Here is a 19,618-nt window from a genome sequence, read left to right as displayed (position 1 = left end):
AGTAAGGCTGCATGGAATTCTGGATTGTCGCCTCGATCGCTGCAGCGTTGTTTCAAACGGTGCGCTTTATGTTGCAAAAGCATCTGGCGCAGGTGTCGTTGTCTGCCGCCGGGGCCACGTTTGCCCGGTTTGTGTATTCCGCACCTTTGGCCGTGGCCATTTTGGGCGTGGTTCTGTGGGGTTTTGCTCCAGAGGTCACGTGGCCCGGGCTGCGGTTCTGGGGGTTTGGGGCGGTTGGTGGCGTGGCGCAGATCACGGCAACCGTCTGTACCGTGATGTTGTTCGGGCGGCGCAATTTTGCCGTCGGTATGACCTTTATCAAAAGCGAAGTTTTGCTGACGGCGTTGATCGGTTTGGTGGTGTTGGGCGAGGGAATCTCCAGCGCCGGAACAATCGCCATTGCCGTGGGCGTGGCAGGTGTGCTGGTCCTGTCAGGTCCGGTTGAGGGCGGCGTGGGATGGCGCAAAATTGTGACGCCTTCGGCCGCTTTGGGTCTGAGCGCAGGGGCGCTTTTTGGTGTGTCGGCGGTGTGTTACCGCGGCGCGACGCTGACCGTGGCCTCGGACTTGCCGATGCTGCGCGCGTTGGTCACGCTGGCGGCAGTGACAAGCATGCAGATGATCGGGTTGTGGATCTGGTTGCGGTTTCGCGAGCCGGGCGAAGTGGGACGGGTGCTGGGCGCGTGGCGCAGCGCCGGGTTTGTCGGGCTGACCAGCATGGCCGGGTCGTTTAGCTGGTTTGTCGCCTTTACGCTGCAAAACGCGGCCTATGTCAAAACAGTGGGCCAGATTGAGCTGGTGTTCGGAATAATCGCGACTTTGCTGTTTTTTCGCGAACGGATCAGCGGGCGTGAATATCTTGGCATCGCCTTGTTGGCGGTGTCCATTCTGGGGCTTGTCGTGCTGGGGTGATTATTCGTCGGCGGGGTTCGCTATGCGCCCTTTGAGACGTTTGAACAGGCTTTCTTCGTCGCCATTCTTGAAGAATGGTACATTGGCAGGCGGTGCAGTGTCATGCACGCGGCCTGCGACCTCGGCCAGAACAACTTCGGTGATAAAGGGCAGGTCGAATTCGCGGGCTTTGGGCAAAGCGATCCATTGCAGGTGCGAAAGCTCGTCACAGGCGGCGGAAAAATCATCCAGATCGGTGTTGATTTCGTCGGCATCCAATAGGAAGAACCGGGCATCAAAGCGGCGCGGGCGTCCCGGTGGTGTGATGGCGCGAAATACAAATTGCAGTGCTTGCGCCGAGGGCACGTGGCCGGTTTCGGCGTAGGTTTGCCAATCTGCGGGCGGATTTACGTCCCAGGACCCAAGTGTGCCCAGTATAAGCCCGGTTTCTTCCCACAATTCACGGATACAAGCCACGCCCAACGGGTGCACCAGTGCAGGGTCCGCATCTTCGCCAAGCCGGTCGCGGCAGATGTCGGGCATTTGAGTGGCCAGCGGGATATCGGCGTCTTCCCGGTCGACAGCGCCGCCGGGAAACACGAATTTGTTAGGCATGAACGCAGCCTTGGCGCCGCGCTGACCCATCAGAATATGCGGATCGTTCTCACGGTCACGCAACACAATAACGGTTGCCGCGTCACGAATAGCTGTTTTGTCGATTGCCATGTCTGCCCTTTACCCGGATTGCAGGATCAGACGCACGGATCGGAAAATCCGTTCATGCGTCGGGCCCATTGAAACGCCACAATCACCCCTTTGAGCCGGGGCAAAAGGTAGAGTGACAGGGCAACAGCGCCAACCGAAAAGATAGTAAACATGATCAGCGGCTCGGGCCGCCAGTTCACGAATACAATATGCAGCAACGGTGCCATTAGATGGCCCACGATCAGAATCGTCAGATACGCCGGCCCGTCATCGGCCCGGTGCTGGCTGAGATCCAGTTTACAGACCGAACAATGGTCGCGCACTTTCAGATAGCCCTTGAGCATCTGCCCGCCGCCACAATTCGGGCATTTGCGTCGCCAACCCTTTCTCAGGGCTGGCCACATAGGTCGGTCTTCCGCCTTAGCAGTCATGGTATTCATTTTCGTCCTCGCTCGTCCCCCACCAAGATGAGGCTGCGTGTCTCTGTTTGAAAGAGTACAAAACGCCTTGCGTCCCGATGTCGCAAAAATGGTCCTTAGCATACCAGTTTATTTTTTTCGACGGAAAAGATTGGCAGGCGCGTTTTAGTATCAGAAATCGGGCAAGAGGCCGGGTTCAGGAAGCAGAGCAAAGAAAAGACTATAGGAGTTCTGAGATATGAAACGCACCTACTTTATCACAGGTATCATTGTAGCAGCGCTGAGCGTAACGGCCGTGGCTGCTTCGGCAAAAGGGTCTGGTGGCAAGATGCGCGGGCATCACGGACCACAGATCAACTTTGAAGAAGTCGACACTAATGGGGACGGGTTCCTGTCGCAAGACGAGCTGACCGCACATGCACAAGCCCGGTTCGACAAGGTCGATACCAATGGTGACGGCTCGCTGAGCGCCGAAGAGTTGCAGGCGTCAATGGAGCAGCGCATGAAAGATCGCGCCCAAAAAGGCAGCGAAAAGATGCTGGAACGTCGCGACGCAAATGGCGACGGGGTTCTGAGCCCGGAAGAAATGCAGCCCAAAGGTGATCGGACCGCTAAGATGTTTGACCGGTTGGACACCGATGGCGATGGCAAGATTTCGAAGGAAGAATTCGAAGCTGCTCGCGAAAAGATGCGCGACGGCCGTAAAGGCAAGAAACGCCATGGGCAGCCTGACTCCGAGCAAAACTAAACCCAGAAGTCAGGTTGGGACGGGCGCAAAAAGCGCCCGTCCAAGATTGCAAGTTTGAACGCAAGAGGCTAGCCATCAGGACCCATGGACATGCCCTATGACACACAGGCTGATATCCCCGATGAAACCTTGTTGGTGCTTTATGCCAACGGGGACGGGGCAGCGGCGCGCGCATTGACGTTGCGCCTGACGCCACGCGTGTTTTCGCATGCCTTTCGGATGCTGGGAGACCGGGCTGAAGCCGAAGATGTCTCGCAAGAGGCGTTGATCCGGTTGTGGAAAATCGCGCCGGAATGGCGTCAGGGCGAGGCCAAGGTGACGACATGGCTGTACCGCGTGGTTGCCAATTTATGCACAGACCGGCTGCGCAAAACGCGCGGAGTTGGGTTGGATTCGATTGCGGAACCTGCGGATGACGCCAAGGGGCCGCTTGAAACGATGCAGGAAAAGGCACGGCTTGATGCGCTGCAGGCCGCGTTGGCCACTTTGCCAGAGCGTCAGCGTCAGGCAGTGGTTTTGCGTCATATCGAGGGATTGGGCAATCCTGAGATTGCCGAGGTTTTGGAAATTAGCGTCGAGGCTGTAGAAAGTCTGACGGCGCGTGGAAAACGGATGCTGGCCAAAGCGCTGGCAGGCCAGAAGGAAGCATTGGGGTATTCAGATGACTGATACGGATCGTGACGAAATGATGCTGGATGCCTTGTTCGACGTTGCCAAAACGGATGCCAGCGCCGCCCCTTCGTCGGATTTTCTGGCGCGGGTACTTGCGGATGCCGAAGCGATGCAGCCTGATCCCACCACGCAGATTGCAGATAGGACCGAGGATAAACCCGGGCTTTGGAACGTGTTGTTGAAGGCGTTGGGCGGCTGGCCGTCTGTGGCCGGGCTGGCTACTGCGGCGGCGGCAGGTGTCTGGATTGGCGTGGTCGGGTCGACCAGCCTTATGGCGGACGGTATTGGGGCAACGTTGCTTTCGAACGGACAGGACAGCTTTTTGTCCGATCTCGACGCAAACTATGCCTTTCTGGTGGAATAGGGGACTGTGATGGCCAATGAAACCGATAAGAAACCGGGAATGCGACGCGGCGTGCGGATCTTGTTGATCGGCTCGCTGGCGCTGAACCTGTTGGTGGTTGGCGTGGTTGGTGGGGCCGTTGTGGGACACATGCGCGATGGTGACAGCCGTGACCGCTCTGACCGGTTTGGCTCGCCCTATGTGCGGGCGTTGAATGTTCAGGACAAGCGCATCGTTGGCAAGGCCATTCGCGACGCCTACCGTCAGGCTGAGATTGATCGCGAGGGATCGCGGCGCAGCTATGAACGGGTTGTTGGCTTGTTACGGGCGGCACCGCTGGATCAGAACGCGCTGACGCAAGAGGTTGCGCAACAAGACATCGGCGGCGAACAGCGGCGTAAAGTGGCGCAAAAAATCTGGCTGGACCGGGTGTTTTCGATGACCGACACAGAACGTGCCACTTATGCAGATGATCTGGAAGATGTGCTGAAACGCGGCAGCAAGAAAAAAACAAAAGAAAAGCGCGATTAAAGTCAGTGGGCCGGACGACCCATTGTGACCTGATCCCGCCCATCTGCCTTGGCGCCATAAAGAGCCTGATCGGCCACATCTATCAGGTCATTGGCTGTTCCGGTCATGGTGGTTCTCGATTTGGTTTTGCCATTGGCTTTGGATTTTTCGGTGCCCCCCATAGCAACTCCGATGCTAACTGTTACCGGTATTTGGATGTCACGCCCATGAAGATAGACAGGATCGTTGCGAACCGCTTCGCAAAGACGACTTGCCACAGCGGTGGCTTTCCTTTGATCTGTACGCTGCAGAACAACCAGAAATTCCTCACCGCCTATGCGAGCAATCAGGTCAGCATCTGACAGAGTTTCGCGCATACGCCTTGCGATTTCGGCCAGAACAACATCCCCGGCGTTATGGCCATAACGGTCGTTGATCGTCTTGAAATGATCCAGATCAGCGACCATAACGGCGAATTGCGTGCCCATCGCCTGTGATTGCCGGGTGATCCGCGCCAGCTGGGGCAGGGCATAGCGGCGGTTGTGCAACCCGGTCAGCGGATCGGTCACCGCGGCATCTAATCCATCCTGCACATTTTGACGCAACCGGTCGACAAGACGTTTTTGTTTGATCATACCAGCAAGCCTGAGAGAGACCTCTTCGGCGTCAAAACCGTGGGGCATGACGTCATTGGCACCAAGGTCCAGCGCATCTACCCACGCTGCATCGTCATCTTTGTTCATGATCACCAACACCGCCGACCTGCGGGTCGCGGATCGGGCGCGTAGTTCCGCCAGAAACCGCAATCCTCCTTCTGGGGCGTCAGCATCCAGCGAGACGACAAACGCATCAGGCGCCGGACATTTTGACAGGTTTTTTAAGGCGTTGGCGAGGCGATGGTGTCGCGTCTGGTATGGGGCCAGAGGTTTCAGAAGATTGCGCCATGCCAGCCCCTGTTCCGGCGTTGGTGTGGTAAAGAAAACCGAGGCGGGTGTTTCGTAACCGGCGGAAGGTTCGGCAAACCCCAGAACGCGCGCCGCTGTATCACGCAGTTTCAGGTCTTCGACCGTCTCTCGTGCCCGCATCAGGCTCCGGATTCGTGCCATTAGCAGATTGTCTTTCAAGGGCTTGGCGATGGTTTCGTCAGCACCTGCAACCAACGCTTCGAGCCGCAGGACCCGGGTGTCCTGATCCACAACCATGACCACCGGTATCTGTGATGTGGCGCGCCGCAATTTTAAGCGGCGACACAACGCGAGCCCGGTCATATTCGGCAAGTCAGTTCCCAGCAGAATCAAATCGGGCGCCGTGCGTTTGATCATCGCCATCGCTTCGGTGGCATCCGCCGCCTGTTCGACCTGATAAAAGGCCGCGCACAGTTTGGCCTTGAGCACGATACGGTTCGTGGCCACACTGTCGATAATCAGAATTCGTCCTGTCATTGAGAGACCTGAGAACTTGCCAAAGGGTTAAATCAATTTGTATGCGCATTGGTTAAGAAAAGATTTCGAAGGTGGAAAAAATGTCTCTGACTGAGGATGCTGCTGAAACTCTGGCGCTTAAGGCGCTGGCGTGGCTGGTTACCAATGACGAATTGTTGCCGGTGTTTCTGGGGTCAACAGGTGCATCAGTGGACGATCTGAAAACTTTGGCGGGGGATCACAGCTTTCTGGGATCGGTATTAGAGTTCATCACGATGGATGACGCTTGGGTGGTGTCATTTTGCGATGTTCATCAGGTCGCTTATGAGACCCCAATGGTGGCCGCACAGGTTCTGTTGGGCACCGCGCGTATGCATTGGACATAATTGCAATCCGGGGTGCGAAATGCGCTTGTGAACGCACCCGTGGCGGGGCAGTGTCGGGCGATCTGGCACAAGGGGTTCGGTATGCAGGTTGACGGGGTATTGTTTGACAAGGACGGCACGTTGTTTGATTTCGCCGCGACCTGGAATGTGTGGGCCGCAAACGCGATCACCGACTTTGCAGATGGCGACCCGGCGCTCGAAAAACGTTTAGCTGACGCCTTGGCCTTTGATCTGCAAGCGGGGTCTTTCCTGCCGGAAAGCTTTGTGATTGCGGGCACAAACCGAGAGGCTGCAGAAGCTGTTGCCGATGCGATGGGGCATAGCGATGTCGCGGCGATTGAGCTGAAACTGATGCAGGATGCGGCCGGGGCGCCATTGGTGCCCGCGGTGCCGTTGCGCCCGTTTCTGTCGGCCTTGTCGGCGCGAAAACTGCGGTTGGGCGTGATGACCAACGATTCCGAATTTTCGGCCCGTGCTCAATTGAATGGCGTCGGCATCGAAGAGATGTTCGACTTTGTCGCCGGGTTCGACAGCGGCTATGGTGCCAAGCCTGATCCGTCGCCTTTGCTGGCTTTTGCCGATCAGATGCAGATTGATCCTGCGCGGGTGGTCATGGTTGGCGACAGCACGCACGATCTGATCGCTGGGCGTCGTGCAGGGATGCAGACAATTGCTGTGTTGACGGGCATGGCGGGCACCGCTGATCTTGCGCCATACGCAGATGTGGTCTTACCGGATATCGGGCATATTGAGACCTGGCTGAATACCTGAATCCGGGCTCGCCGTTCTCGGTGAAATGCGAAATCCAGCTTTGATTTGGTGCGTACGGCTCGGGGATGCGCAACCTCAGGCTCAGCTTTGCTGAGCCATGCCCAACAGCCTGCAAGCAGCTTTGCTGCGCCAGCAGATTGGCGGGAGCGCCCCGGTTCGCGTGCGGTGCATGTGGCCAAAACGACCAGAAGCGTCGTAAATGCGCAGATATCGCCCGGTGCTTGCGGTCTTCTGAGATCAACAGCGGGACAGGGAGTGGCGTATGGCTCAGGATGGAAAACGCAGAAAGCGAAGCGGCGGACGTGCGGGCAACGCGGCGCGGCGAGGTAAAGCGGGCGCCATCGAACAAATGTCCTGGCGCTTGCCTGTCAATCTGGATCGCCCTACTGAACCGCTCAGCGAAGAGGGGGTTCAGCGCGTACATGAAGGCGCGATGCGCATTCTCGAAGAGATTGGTATTGAGTTCTACAACAAGGAGGCGCGCGACCTCCTGAAACAAGCGGGCTGCATTGTCGACGGTGATAATATCCGTTTTGGGCGTGATTTCATCGGCGAAATGCTCAGCAAAGCGCCATCCAACTGGACACTGACCCCGCGCAATCCCGATCACCAGATCACTTTGGGCGAGAACCATATCCTGTTTGGCAATGTCAGTTCGCCGCCTAACTATTGGGATATGGAACTGGGGCGCAAAGTGCCGGGCACGCGGGAAATGTGCGCCAATTTGTTGAAGCTCAGCCAATATTTCAACTGCATCCATTTTGTCGGCGGCTATCCCGTTGAACCACAGGACATTCATGCCAGCGTGCGTCATCTGGATGTGCTTTTTGACAAGCTGACCCTGACGGACAAGGTGGCGCATACCTATTCGTTAGGCAAAGAGCGGGTCGAAGATGCCATGGAGATGGTCCGCATCTCTGGCGGGTGGAGCGATGAAGAGTTTGAAGCCAGCCCGAAATTGTATACCAACATCAACTCCACATCGCCGCTGAAACATGACGAGCCGATGATGGATGGCTGGATGCGCATGGCGCGGCGCAATCAGGGGCTGGTTGTGACTCCGTTCACCCTTGCCGGGGCGATGGCCCCGGTTACGATGGCGGGGGCGGTGGCCCAGTCGCTGGCCGAAGGGTTGTGTGCGGTGGCACTGGCGCAATATATCCGCCCGGGGGCAGCCTGTGCGATCGGCACCTTTACCAGTAACGTTGATATGAAATCCGGCGCGCCCGCTTTTGGCACGCCTGAATACATGCGTGCCACTCAGATGACCGGGCAAATGGCTCGTTTTTATGGTCTGCCAATGCGCGCCAGCGGCGTTTGTGCGGCCAATGTGCCTGACGGGCAGGCGATGTGGGAAACGTCCAATTCGCTGTGGTCAGCCGTGCAGTCCGGGGCGCACATGGTCTATCACGCCGCCGGCTGGCTGGAAGGTGGGCTGATCGCCAGTCCCGAGAAATTTGTGATGGATTGCGAAGTGTTGCAGATGATCCAACGCTATATGGAGCCCGAATTGTGCGCGACCGGGCCCGATGAAATTGCCATTGATGCCATCAAAGATGTGGGCAGCGCCGGGCATTTCTTTGGGATTCAACACACGCAGGATCGCTATTCCACCGCATTTTATCAGCCTTTTGCTTCGGATTGGCGCAACTTTGAGGCGTGGGAGGCTGCGGGGGCCGTGTGGACACCAGAGCGCGCGCACCACATTTACAAAGAAATACTGGCCGACTTTGAAGCGCCGCCCATGGACCCGGCCATCCGCGAAGAGCTGGTCGCCTTTGTGGCGCGACGCAAGGAAGAAGGTGGCGCGCCGACGGATTTTTAACCGGTTCCACAGGGCGCAACGTGGTGCCCCACATGTCGCTCTACACGGCGCGCATGAATACCGCATTGTTCCTGAACGCAAAACCGGCCTAAACTGAACCGATTTTGCAGGAGAATGTCATGCGGGCAAGTGATCGTCGTACCCTTGTAAGTCGGGCCGAAATGGCTTTGATCGGTGCACTGGCCGGGTTGGCCTTGTGGGGTCTGGTCGAAAAGGCTCAGGACATTCTGACAAATCCGCACCTGTTTTTGACAGTGGCCAGCGCTGTAGCAGGTTTTTTCACCATCCTGCTGGCACTGTGCGGCCCGGCGACGTCTTTGCGCTCGGCCACTGCCGCCGCGCTGTTGGCGATTTTTGCCGCGTTGCTTGTGGGGTGGAGCAGTCTGCGGTTTGACAGCCTGGAAGCGTTTTTCAGCGCCGGGCATCTGATCTTTGCGTGGGGCGTTTTTCTGTTTGTGGGCACGCCATTCTTGGCGGTCTGGTTGGCGAACCCTCAGGACACGCGCAGCTATGTCCGTCTGTTTGATATGTCTTGGGGCATCGTGGTTCGCTACAGCGCGGCGTGGCTGTTTGTTGGCGTGTTTTGGGCGGTTGTTTTTCTGTCTGATGCGCTTTTGCAGATTGTTGGCGTGCCGTTGATTGAAAACCTCCTGGACATCGGGCTGGTGCCTTATGTGCTGAGCGGGTTCACATTGGGTCTGGGCCTGTCTGTGGTCTATGAGATGCGCGATTATGTGTCACCGTACCTGTTGTTGCGCCTGTTGCGCTTACTCGTGCCGGTGATGCTGGTTGTCGTGACGATCTTTGTGATTGCAGTTGTACTTCGTGGGTCTAACGAACTGTTTGGAGACCTCAGCCCGGCGGCCACGCTTTTGGCCGTTGCCATTGGGATGATCGCTTTGGTCAGCGTGGCGTTGGGCAAACAGGATGATGATGCGGTCCATTTTGGCTGGATGCGCGCGGCGTCGGCGATGCTGGCCCTGCTGTTGCCGGTGCTTGGGGCGTTGGCAGGCTATGCGGTTTGGCTGCGCGTGCAGCAATATGGCTGGACCCCGGCGCGTCTGTCGGCGGCAACCATTGCGGGTTTTGTCGGGCTTTATGCGTTGGCCTATGCCGGGTCTGTGGTGTTTCGCGGTGAATGGATGGAACGTATTCGTCAGGCCAATATCCGCGTCGCGGGTGGCATTCTGCTGATCAGCGCGCTCTGGATGACGCCAATCCTGAATATCGAGGCGATTTCATCGACGAGCCAGGTCAACCGGTTTCTGAAAGGCGAATCCGACCTTGAAAGCGCGCCCCTGTGGGAGCTTGCGCATGCCTGGGGGCGTCCGGGGCAGGCAGCACTGGAACATCTGGCGGCGCAGGCGCCGGATGGGGATGGCGCATTAAAGCAAGCAATTGCGGCAGCCAAACGTGCAGACAACCGGTATCAGTTTGCCACGGCCGAGGCGGTGGCTTTGGGGCAAAGTTCGGCGTTGCGCAACCTGATAAGGGTCTTCCCGGATGAAGCGGCATTGCGGGCGGATATGATGGATGGCGTTCCTGATTACCGGGTGAACGAGTGGTTGGCGCTGTGTCGCCGTCAGAGCAATCCGGGATGTGTGATGGTTCTGGATGACTTTGATTCTGCGCAGGCTGGTCTGGAGGGCGTGTTGCTTTTGCCGGGGCGTGACGGGGCGTTTGACGCGATGAGCGTGTGGGTCGAAGACGGCAATTTGCAGCTTGGGTCCTATCTGGGTGGGTACGGCGCAGGGGTCGTTACCCGTGATCAGGTGCGCGAGATTGTTCAGGGAAACTATCGTTTGGCCCCAAGTAGCCGAAAATCGCTGTGGATTGGCGATTTTGAGCTGTCTCCGTCGAATTGAATTTGTTGGGATTTTTTTAAGGTCCGTCTGTCCATACTGATCCCAATCACAAGGGGAAGGTCATGCACGGGCTGATCAACAGAGCGATTCAATGTTTTGTCCAGGATAGCTATGGGCAGGACCGATGGCTTGAAGTTACGAGACTTGCCGGGCTGGAACTCACCGAGTTTGAGGCGATGCTGCATTATGAAGATCAAGTAACCAATCAGCTGATCCAGGCAGCCGCGCAAACCATCGGAGCCCCGCCAGAAACTGTTTTGGAAGATATCGGAACCTATCTGGTTTCTCATCCAAATGTCGAAGCGTTGCGGCGATTATTGCGGTTTGGCGGGGTCACGTTTGTCGAGTTTCTGCATTCGCTGGATGACCTGCCGGATCGGGCACGGTTGGCAGTGGATGATCTTCGGTTGCCGCAACTTGAACTGCGCGAACATACTTTGCATCGGTTCAGCCTGACCTGCCGCCATGCGCAACCGGGGTTTGGGCATGTCATGATGGGCGTGTTGCGCACACTTGCGGATGATTACGGGGCGCTGGTGTTTCTGGAATTTCAGGGCGGTGGGGATCAGCGCGAAATCATCGAAATCACGTTGATCGAGACCGCTTTTGCGCAGGGTCGTAGCTTTGAACTTGGCGCAAGGGCCGGATAAGCCGATGCCGTGCATGCAGCAACTGACCACCATTTTGGATGTCTTATGTCCGATGCACGTCGTGTTGGATGACACTGGGCATATAACTCATGCCGGGCCAACAGTGGAAAAGCTGACCGAATGTGCCGATCTAAAGGATATGCGGTTTCTGGAAGTGTTTGAATTGTGCCGCCCGCGCTCGGTTACAAATATGAAACAGCTTTTGGCCGTCGCAGGTGTAAAGCTGCATCTGCGGACACGCAGCGAAAACCAAACCGGACTGAAAGCCATTCTGGTGCCGTTGCCGGACAATGGCGGAGCGGTGGTGAACCTGTCCTTTGGCATCTCGATCATTGATGCGGTGCGGGATTATGCGCTGACCTCGGCGGATTTTGCGGCGACCGACCTGACCGTAGAAATGCTCTATCTGGTTGAGGCAAAGTCGGCGGCAATGGAAGCGTCGCGCAAGTTAAATCAGCGGTTGCAGGGCGCAATGATTGCGGCCGAGGAGCAAGCGTTCACCGACACTCTGACCGGGCTCAAGAACCGTCGTGCGCTGGAACATATTCTGCCACGGATGCTGCGCGAACAGGCGCCGTTTGGGTTGATGCAGATCGATCTGGATTTCTTTAAAGCGGTGAATGACACGATGGGACATGCCGCCGGGGATCAGGTATTGCAGCGGGTCGCGCGGGTCCTGGTCGAATCCAGCCGGGATGACGATTGCGTTGCGCGCGTTGGCGGGGACGAATTTGTGATGGTTTTTCAGCGCATCACCAATCCGGAAACATTGGGCCGGATCGCTCGCCGTATAATCTCGGAAATCGAAAAGCCACTGCCGTTCAAGGATGAATTCTGCAACGTATCAGCCAGCATCGGGATTTCGCTGTATCAGGGAACGGGCGAAGCTGATGTTGATCAGCTTTTGGCGGATGCGGACACAGCACTTTATGCCTCAAAACATCAGGGGCGCGCGACGTTTACAATCTTTTCGCCCAAACTGCGGGAAGGGGGCGCAACCCATCCCTGAAAAGCAGATCATTGTGTGGCGATCTGCTCCAGATGCTTGCGTCCTTGCGATGTCATGAAATCTACAAACAGCCGGATCTTGGGATCCTGAAATTTCCGATGCGGATAAAGGCAGCCGAAACTGGCGGGCAGCGGCGGTGTGGCGGGCAGGATTTCGACCAGCTCGCCTGCCGTCAGATAGCGCGCTACGTCAAAGCGTGGCTTGTTGGCAATGCCCGATCCATCCAGCGCCCATTGCGTCAGCACGTCCCCGTCATCGGCGTCAAACCGGCCTTTCGCCTCGATTTTGCGCAATCCGTTTGGGGTTTGCAGCGTCCAGAAGTATTCGGGCGAGCGTGGAAACCGCAGCAACAGGCAATTGTGATCCCGCATCAGATCCTCGGGGCTTTGCGGAATTCCGGCGCGCTTTAAGTAATCCGGGGACGCGACCAGGACCCGCTGGCAATCGGCAATTTTGCGTAGTTTGAGGTTTGAATCCTTGAGTTCCCCAAGCACAAAGGCCACATCCAGACCGTCTTCGAACAGATCAACCTTGCGATCAGAAAGACGCAGACGAATGTCGACCATGGGGTGTTTTTCTGTGAATTGTGGGATCAAAGGCGCAATGATGCGGCGTCCGATGCCAAGCGGCGCGGTGACCCGGATGGTGCCACGCGGCGTGTCAGAGAACCCGGCGACAACGGCTTCGGCCTCTTCCAGCGTTTCGATGACTTTGCGCGCGTGATCGTAGAAAACCTTGCCCACTTCGGTGGGCGACAGATTGCGCGTGGTGCGGTTAAACAGGCGCACGCCCAGACGTTGTTCCAGTTCTTTTACACGGTTTGAGGCCACCGCCGGCGTCAGACGCATGTCGCGCCCGCCGGACGTGATTGAGCCAAGTTCAACCACGCGAACAAAAACCTTGAGGCTTTCCAAATAGGGCATCTGTGCTCTCCGCTGACGGTTCTCAGGCCGCGTCCAGTTGTATCATACTTCCTTTTGTTTGGCGGTATTTTCAACAATTCGTTGAAATAGATTAGCGAAAACCCTCATTTCATTGAAGGCGATCTGCCCCCTATGATGTAATTTGTGGTCAAGGCACCATTCAACGTCAGAGAGGGCAGCATGCAAATTCGCAATCAGATACGGTTTCTTCTGAACGGCCGGAACGTCGCGATCAGCGATGTGGGGGCAGATGATACCCTGCTGGACTTCCTTCGGATTGATCAACGCCTGACCGGCACCAAAGAAGGCTGCGCCGAGGGCGATTGCGGGGCGTGCACCGTCTTGGTCGGACGGTTGACCGCGGCTGGTTTGAAATACGAGGCAGTGAACGCCTGCATCCGTTTTCTGGCCTCGCTGGACGGGTGCCACGTTGTGACAATCGAATATTTGCAGGGCGCGGACGGTCGATTGAACCCGGTGCAACAGGCGATGGTTGAACATCACGGCAGCCAGTGCGGCTTTTGTACGCCTGGCTTTGTCATGTCACTTTATGCGTTGTGGATGGAAAACGCGCAGCCAAATGCGCAACAGGTTGAAACGGCCATTCAGGGCAATCTGTGCCGCTGCACGGGATATGCCCCCATCATTCGCGCCGCTCTGGCGGTGTCCGAGACGGGCGCACCAACCGCAGATCATTTGACTGCTGAGCGTGACAGCATCACTGCCCGGCTTAAGGCGTCGCGTGACGGATGCCGGGTTGAGGTGAGCAAAGACGGATCGCGCGCGATTTTGCCTGCGGATGTTGATGATCTGGCGGAAGTGTTGGCCAATGAGCCAGACGCAACGCTTGTTGCGGGAAGTACGGATGTGGGTTTGTGGGTCACCAAATTCCTGCGCCGTCTGTCTCCTGCGGTCTTTATCGGGCATCTGGACGGACTCAAAGCGATCAATGTGAGCGACGATTGCGTCACGATGGGTGCCGGTGTGACATATACCGAGGCACAGGACGTGATTGCGCAACATTATCCATATCTGGCAGAGTATTGGGACCGGATCGCCGGTTGGCAGGTGCGCAATATGGGCACCATTGGCGGCAACATCGCCAATGGGTCGCCCATTGGTGACACGCCGCCGGTTTTGATTGCGTTGGGTGCCTCGATCACCTTGCGCAAAGGCAATATAAGACGTGACCTTCCGCTGGAGGAATTCTTTGTCGCTTACGGGCGGCAGGATCGCACCCAAGGGGAGTTTGTCGAAAGCATTTCGGTGCCGCGCATCAGCGACGGGCATCATGCAGCTTATAAGATTTCCAAACGCCGGGACGAGGATATTTCGTCGGTTGCGGTTGGGTTCAACATCGCCGTGGATAACGGCTTGATTACAGGGGCTCGGATCGCATTTGGCGGCATGGCGGCAACGCCCAAACGGGCTGCTGGGGCAGAGGCAGCGCTGGTCGGGCAGCCTTGGGGAGAGGCGGCCTTTCTAGCGGCTGGCGCTGCACTGCCCGAAGATTTTGCACCGCTCAGCGATATGCGTGCGACGGCGGATTACCGGATGAAGGTGGCGCAAAACCTGTTTCGCCGGTTTTGGCTGGAACAAGCAGGTGCAGATGCGCGCCTGAAGAGCGCATGAGGGGTAGGGCCATGAAACAGACAGTGAGCATTCAGGGCGACGCCCATACCGATCTGCGCCATGACAGCGCGATCAAACATGTGACCGGGTCGGCAGATTATTGTGACGATATTGCTGAGCCGATTGGCACGTTACACGCCTATCTTGGCACCTCATCTGTGGCACACGGGCGGATCAAGTCGATCGACCTGAGCAAGGTCAAGGCCGCCGACGGCGTTGTTGGCGTGTTGACAGTGGATGATATTCCCGGCGTGAATGATGTCAGCCCGACCGGGCGTCATGATGAACCGGTATTTGCCACAGATGTCGTGGAGTTCTGGGGGCAGCCGCTGTTCGCGGTTGTCGCCGAAAGCCGTGACATTGCGCGTCGGGCGGTTGAGCTGGCCGAGGTGGATTATGAAACGCTGGACCACGTCACCGACGCAGCCGCCGCCATGGCCGCAGGCTATCCACATGTTACAGAACCGCTCAGGCTGGAGCGTGGTGATGTGGCCGAAGGGCAAAAAGCAGAGCACCGGATCAAGGGCCAGATGCGTGTCGGGGGGCAGGATCACATGTATCTTGAGGGGCACATCGCCTTTGCGATGCCTGGCGAAGATGATGATGTGATTGTGCATTGCTCGACCCAACACCCAAGCGAAGCTCAGCATATGGTGGCCCATGTTCTGGGCGTGCCATCCAATGCAGTGGTGGTGAATGTGCGTCGTATGGGCGGTGGATTTGGCGGCAAAGAAAGCCAGATGAACCTGTTTTGCGCCGTGGCTGCGATGGCGGCCAAAAAATGGAATCGTGCCGTAAAAATCCGCCCTGATCGCGATCAGGATATGGAAAGCACCGGCAAACGGCACGATTTTGTCGTTGATTATGATGTGGCATTTGACAACGACGGCCAAATTCAGGCGGTCGAGGGGCAGTTTGCCGCGCGTTGCGGCTGGACGTCAGATCTGTCTGGTCCAGTCACGGACCGGGCGCTGTTTCACGCGGACAATGCCTATTACTATCCGCATGTGCGCCTGACCAGCCGTCCGATGAAAACCAACACTGTGTCCAACACGGCGTTTCGCGGATTTGGCGGGCCGCAAGGTGTGATTGCCGCAGAGCGTATGATCGAAGAGATTGCCTATAAGCTGGGCAAAGACCCGCTTGAGGTGCGCAAGTCCAATTTTTATGGCCAGACTGACCGCAATGTGACGCCGTATCATCAGACTGTCGAAGACAATGTGATGCCCCGGCTGGTCGAAGAGCTTGAGGAAACGGGGCAGTATCAGGCGCGGCGCAAGGCGGTTTTGGCCCATAATGCCAAGGGCGGGATCATTCGCAAAGGCATTGCGCTGACACCTGTGAAATTCGGCATCAGCTTTACCGCGACGTGGTACAATCAGGCCGGGTCATTGGTGCATATCTATAATGACGGGTCGGTCATGCTGAACCACGGTGGAACCGAAATGGGTCAGGGGTTGAACACCAAAGTGGCGCAGGTCGTGGCCAACGCGTTTCAGATTGATTTCGACAACATCAAGATCACCAAAACCACAACGGAAAAGGTGCCAAACACGTCGGCAACGGCGGCGTCCAGCGGTACCGACCTGAACGGGATGGCCGCGCTGAATGCGTGTGATCAGATCAAGGCACGGCTGGTTGACTGGGCCGCCGGTGCATGGAATGTGACCCCGGAGGAGGTTCAGTTTCTGCCAAATCAGGTGCAGGTTGGCGCAGAAGTGATTGCTTTTGCTGACTTTATCAAACAGGCCTATATGGCGCGGGTGCAACTTTGGGCCGCTGGATTTTACAAAACACCCAAGATCCACTGGGACCGGGAAAAGGGACAAGGTCGCCCGTTTTATTACTATGCCTATGGCGCGGCGATGGCCGAGGTCAGCGTAGATACGTTGACCGGCGAATACAGCGTGGATCGCGTGGATGTGCTGCATGATGTTGGCAAATCTCTGAACCCCATTCTGGACAAAGGTCAGGTCGAAGGCGCGTTTGTGCAGGGCATGGGTTGGTTGACCACCGAAGAGCTGGGGTGGGACGATGCCGGTCGGCTGCGTACCCATGCGCCGAGCACCTATAAAATACCGCTGGCCAGCGATGTGCCGCGTGAATTTAACGTAAGGCTGGCGGATTGGTCGGAAAACCGGGAGCTGACCATCAAACGCTCCAAAGCGGTAGGAGAGCCACCCTTTATGTTGCCGATCTGCGTGTTCGAGGCGCTGGGCATGGCGGTGGCGTCGGTCAATGATTATGCCGAATGTCCGCGTCTGGATGCCCCCGCGACACCGGAATGTGTGTTGATGGCCATTGAAGGCTTGAGCGGCTGATGAGACCCGAAACGCTCATATCGTTTCTGAGGCGCGAACCGGCGGTTATGCGGGTCGAACTGACCCGTGTGCGCGGATCATCCCCGCGCGAAGAAGGCGCCGAAATGTTTGTTTCGGCCGCTGAAGTGTTGGGAACTATTGGCGGCGGACAGCTGGAATATATGGCGCTGGACGAGGCCCGAAAACTGTTGATAAACAGCGTTTTGAGCGGAGTAATGGATGTTCCGTTGGGGCCAGAGATTGGTCAGTGTTGCGGTGGGCGTGTTGAGGTGTCTCTGACATTGATGGATCAGGCAGCCTGTGACGCTGCGATTGCGCGGGTCGTGGCCGACGAGGCGGCGCTGCCTCATGTTTATGTATTTGGCGCCGGGCATGTTGGTCGGGCTTTGGCGGATTTGTTTCAGCATTTGCCGGTGCGGTGTGTGCTGGTCGACAACCGGGCGGATGAGCTGGCTTTGAGCCATGCACAGGTCGAAAAACGGTTAAGCGCGTTGCCCGAGGCAGAGGTGCGGTCTGCACCGGCCAAAAGCGCGTTTATCGTGCTGACACATGATCACGCCCTGGACTTTCTTCTGAGCGCAGAAGCACTTGAACGAAAAGATACGGCCTGGGTCGGTATGATCGGCTCGGCCACAAAACGTGCGAAGTTCAACAGCTTTGCACGCAAGGAATGCGGCGGGTTAACCACCGACGCATTAAATTGCCCCATTGGGGCAAGCGGTAGCCGCGACAAGCGGCCGCCCGTGATTGCAGCGGCTGTGGTGGCCGAAGTGATCGCGGCGCTGACCTCTGAACCTGCCGCACAATCGCCCGAAAGGGCCACGCCCTGAGCTACGGCTTGAGGGAGATTGGAACTGGTCACTCACCCCTTGTTTGAGGAGAAACAAGAGCTGTGTGGTCAAAACAGAGGAGAACCGTTTATGAACGGGACCAGCTATACCTATAAGCTGTTTTCACGCAGCGATTTCAGTGCCTTCTGGGCGCTTTTTACAGATAACCTGATCAACCTGATGGTGCTGGCGGGGGTCTGCCAGTTTGTGTTTGGCATGCCGGTCGAGATTGTTTTCGGCCGCATTGTGCCGGGTGCCGCCGTGGCCATTCTGGCCGGTATCACCGTTTACACATGGCTGGCCAAGCGCACCGCCGAAAAAGAGGGGCGCGATGTCACTGCGTTGCCGTATGGGATTTCGACACCGGTCATGTTCGTGTACCTGTTTGGCGTGATTGGCCCGATTTACTGGTCCACCAACGATCCGCTGCTGGCATGGCAAGTGGGCATTGGCGCTGGGTTTATGGGCGGTATTGTGGCCGCATTTGGCGCCCTGATCGGTCCGTTTCTAAAACGGGTGACACCGCGCGCGGGCATGTTGGGCACGTTGTGTGGGATTGCCTTGGTATTCATTGGCACGGTGCCTTTGGCCACGATCTTTGAAGATCCCTATATCGGTTTCGCGTCGTTGATCATTATTCTTTGGGGGTTGGTGGGCCGGTTCCGGTTGCCATTCAACATTCCGGCGGGTCTGCTGGCGTTGATTGTCGGTACGGTTGTCGCGCTGATTTCCGGCAAAGCGTCGGTCAGCATCGAGGGTGTGGCGTTGTATCTGCCGCTGCCCTATATTGGTGATCTGGTGGCTGGTATTCAGCATCTTTTTGCAAATCCAGAGCTTTTTCTGGTTCTGATCCCGGTGCAAATCTATAATTTCATTGAGACAATGAACAATGTAGAAAGCGCCGAGGCGGCGGGGGATCACTATCCCGTTGGGCTGTGTCAGGTGACAGACGGGCTTGGCACGATGGTTGGCGCGGTTTTTGGGTCACCGTTTCCGACCACGGCTTATATCGGGCATCCAGCCTATAAACGTATGGGCGCGCATGCGGGGTATCTGATTGCTGTGGGTGTGGTTATTCCTGCGGCGGCGTTCTTTGGATTGCTGGCGTTTCTAAACAATCTGATCCCGGTTGCGGCGGCAGCACCAGTGCTGGTCTTCGTGGCGTTGTCGCTGATCACCAACACTGCGCATTCGGTGAAAACCGAACATATGGCTGCCGTCACTATCGCGATGATGCCGCATGTTTCGGCGTTCCTGATGGTCAAATGGGGCTCTTTGTTGAACGCGCTTGGCGCGACGGGTGTCGAGGGATTGCCACGCCTCGGAGACGAGGCTTTGACGGCAGCGTTGTTGCAACAGGGCGCGCATTTCAGCGGTCATCTGGCCCTGTCACAGGGCGCTATCATCACCGGTCTTGTCTGGGGTGCAATTGTGGCCAGCGTGATCGACGGGCGGTTCCGAAATGCGGGTGGCTTTGCCCTGGCAGGGGCTGCGATGTCGGCGATTGGTATCGTGCATTCAGCGAGCCTGCATTGGCCAGAATTGTCGGGCGTGACAGTTGGCTATCTGATCGCTGCAGGGTTCCTGCTGATCTATCCAATTTTTCATAAAGCCGAAGAAAACCAAAATTTGGTTGTCAAAGAACCTGATGTAAACCCGGCAGAGTAAACAGAACGTTCGGGCTGCTGATCAGTGGCC

At 57.1% G+C, this 19,618-nt stretch carries 19 protein-coding genes; 15 read left to right on the top strand and 4 right to left on the bottom strand.

All coding sequences use genetic code 11. From position 1 onward, the window contains the following. Positions 1-11 precede the first annotated feature (11 nt). A complete protein-coding gene (locus ABJI08_RS21695; protein WP_348403935.1) occupies positions 12-911 on the top strand; it encodes a DMT family transporter in 900 nt (299 codons plus the stop codon). Here ABJI08_RS21695 and ABJI08_RS21690 read toward each other — a convergent pair whose 3' ends face one another. Together ABJI08_RS21690 and ABJI08_RS21685 are read right to left on the bottom strand one after the other, a co-directional pair. Beyond that, positions 912-1,616, bottom strand: a complete 705-nt coding sequence (locus ABJI08_RS21690) for a DNA mismatch repair protein MutT (RefSeq protein WP_348403934.1) — start codon at positions 1,614-1,616, stop codon at positions 912-914. A 26-nt stretch (positions 1,617-1,642) separates the two neighbouring features. Continuing rightward, on the bottom strand, positions 1,643-2,026 hold the full coding sequence (locus ABJI08_RS21685; RefSeq protein WP_348403933.1) for a DUF983 domain-containing protein: 384 nt from the start codon (positions 2,024-2,026) through the stop codon (positions 1,643-1,645). 226 nt (positions 2,027-2,252) lie between these two features. On the opposite strand from ABJI08_RS21685, the gene ABJI08_RS21680 reads away from it, so the two are divergent. From ABJI08_RS21680 to ABJI08_RS21665, 4 genes are all read left to right on the top strand, one after another. Next, complete coding sequence (locus tag ABJI08_RS21680; protein WP_348403932.1) at positions 2,253-2,762, top strand: EF-hand domain-containing protein; 510 nt, start codon at positions 2,253-2,255, stop codon at positions 2,760-2,762. Between the two features lie 84 nt (positions 2,763-2,846). Then, positions 2,847-3,431, top strand: a complete 585-nt coding sequence (locus ABJI08_RS21675) for an RNA polymerase sigma factor (protein ID WP_348403931.1) — start codon at positions 2,847-2,849, stop codon at positions 3,429-3,431. Next, a complete protein-coding gene (locus ABJI08_RS21670) occupies positions 3,424-3,798 on the top strand; it encodes a hypothetical protein (RefSeq protein ID WP_348403930.1) in 375 nt (124 codons plus the stop codon). Before ABJI08_RS21675 ends, ABJI08_RS21670 begins: the two co-directional genes overlap by 8 nt. Before the next feature lie 9 nt (positions 3,799-3,807). Continuing rightward, the gene (locus ABJI08_RS21665) at positions 3,808-4,308 is read left to right on the top strand and encodes a periplasmic heavy metal sensor (protein ID WP_348403929.1); all 501 of its coding nucleotides are present in this window, start codon (positions 3,808-3,810) and stop codon (positions 4,306-4,308) included. 2 nt (positions 4,309-4,310) lie between these two features. Here the strand turns inward: ABJI08_RS21665 and ABJI08_RS21660 are convergent, their stop codons facing one another. After that, positions 4,311-5,729: a diguanylate cyclase gene (locus ABJI08_RS21660; RefSeq protein WP_348403928.1), complete on the bottom strand. Its 1,419-nt coding sequence runs from the start codon at positions 5,727-5,729 to the stop codon at positions 4,311-4,313. Between the two features lie 80 nt (positions 5,730-5,809). Between ABJI08_RS21660 and ABJI08_RS21655 the strand changes: the two genes are divergently transcribed. The 6 genes from ABJI08_RS21655 (at position 5,810) to ABJI08_RS21630 (ending at position 12,214) form a co-directional block, all read left to right on the top strand. After that, positions 5,810-6,094: a DUF3572 domain-containing protein gene (locus ABJI08_RS21655; protein WP_348403927.1), complete on the top strand. Its 285-nt coding sequence runs from the start codon at positions 5,810-5,812 to the stop codon at positions 6,092-6,094. 81 nt (positions 6,095-6,175) lie between these two features. After that, on the top strand, positions 6,176-6,865 hold the full coding sequence (locus tag ABJI08_RS21650) for an HAD family hydrolase (RefSeq protein WP_348404022.1): 690 nt from the start codon (positions 6,176-6,178) through the stop codon (positions 6,863-6,865). 262 nt (positions 6,866-7,127) lie between these two features. After that, positions 7,128-8,690, top strand: a complete 1,563-nt coding sequence (locus tag ABJI08_RS21645) for a trimethylamine methyltransferase family protein (RefSeq protein ID WP_348403926.1) — start codon at positions 7,128-7,130, stop codon at positions 8,688-8,690. A 119-nt stretch (positions 8,691-8,809) separates the two neighbouring features. Further along, the gene (locus ABJI08_RS21640) at positions 8,810-10,555 is read left to right on the top strand and encodes a hypothetical protein (RefSeq protein ID WP_348403925.1); all 1,746 of its coding nucleotides are present in this window, start codon (positions 8,810-8,812) and stop codon (positions 10,553-10,555) included. 62 nt (positions 10,556-10,617) lie between these two features. Then, positions 10,618-11,205 (top strand): heme NO-binding domain-containing protein, encoded by a 588-nt coding sequence (locus tag ABJI08_RS21635; protein WP_348403924.1) that lies wholly within the window; start codon positions 10,618-10,620, stop codon positions 11,203-11,205. A gap of 13 nt (positions 11,206-11,218) precedes the next feature. Beyond that, positions 11,219-12,214 carry a diguanylate cyclase gene (locus tag ABJI08_RS21630; RefSeq protein ID WP_348403923.1) on the top strand — a complete coding sequence of 332 codons (996 nt, stop codon included), beginning with the start codon at positions 11,219-11,221 and terminating at the stop codon, positions 12,212-12,214. Between the two features lie 8 nt (positions 12,215-12,222). On the opposite strand, the gene ABJI08_RS21625 is transcribed toward ABJI08_RS21630, so the two are convergent. Next, positions 12,223-13,137: a LysR family transcriptional regulator gene (locus ABJI08_RS21625; protein WP_348403922.1), complete on the bottom strand. Its 915-nt coding sequence runs from the start codon at positions 13,135-13,137 to the stop codon at positions 12,223-12,225. A 180-nt stretch (positions 13,138-13,317) separates the two neighbouring features. On the opposite strand from ABJI08_RS21625, the gene xdhA reads away from it, so the two are divergent. From xdhA to ABJI08_RS21605, 4 genes are all read left to right on the top strand, one after another. Continuing rightward, on the top strand, positions 13,318-14,769 hold the full coding sequence (gene xdhA / locus ABJI08_RS21620) for a xanthine dehydrogenase small subunit (RefSeq protein ID WP_348403921.1): 1,452 nt from the start codon (positions 13,318-13,320) through the stop codon (positions 14,767-14,769). An 11-nt stretch (positions 14,770-14,780) separates the two neighbouring features. Beyond that, the gene (xdhB, locus tag ABJI08_RS21615) at positions 14,781-17,090 is read left to right on the top strand and encodes a xanthine dehydrogenase molybdopterin binding subunit (protein ID WP_348403920.1); all 2,310 of its coding nucleotides are present in this window, start codon (positions 14,781-14,783) and stop codon (positions 17,088-17,090) included. Next, a complete protein-coding gene (xdhC, locus tag ABJI08_RS21610) occupies positions 17,090-17,920 on the top strand; it encodes a xanthine dehydrogenase accessory protein XdhC (protein WP_348403919.1) in 831 nt (276 codons plus the stop codon). The genes xdhB and xdhC overlap by 1 nt, the downstream gene beginning before the upstream one ends. Before the next feature lie 90 nt (positions 17,921-18,010). After that, on the top strand, positions 18,011-19,588 hold the full coding sequence (locus tag ABJI08_RS21605; RefSeq protein ID WP_348403918.1) for a xanthine/uracil/vitamin C permease: 1,578 nt from the start codon (positions 18,011-18,013) through the stop codon (positions 19,586-19,588). Positions 19,589-19,618: the final 30 nt, after the last annotated feature.

This window comes from Shimia sp. (genome assembly GCF_039969785.1).
Classification (GTDB): domain Bacteria; phylum Pseudomonadota; class Alphaproteobacteria; order Rhodobacterales; family Rhodobacteraceae; genus Shimia.
This window is presented reverse-complemented; position numbering and strand designations above follow the sequence as displayed.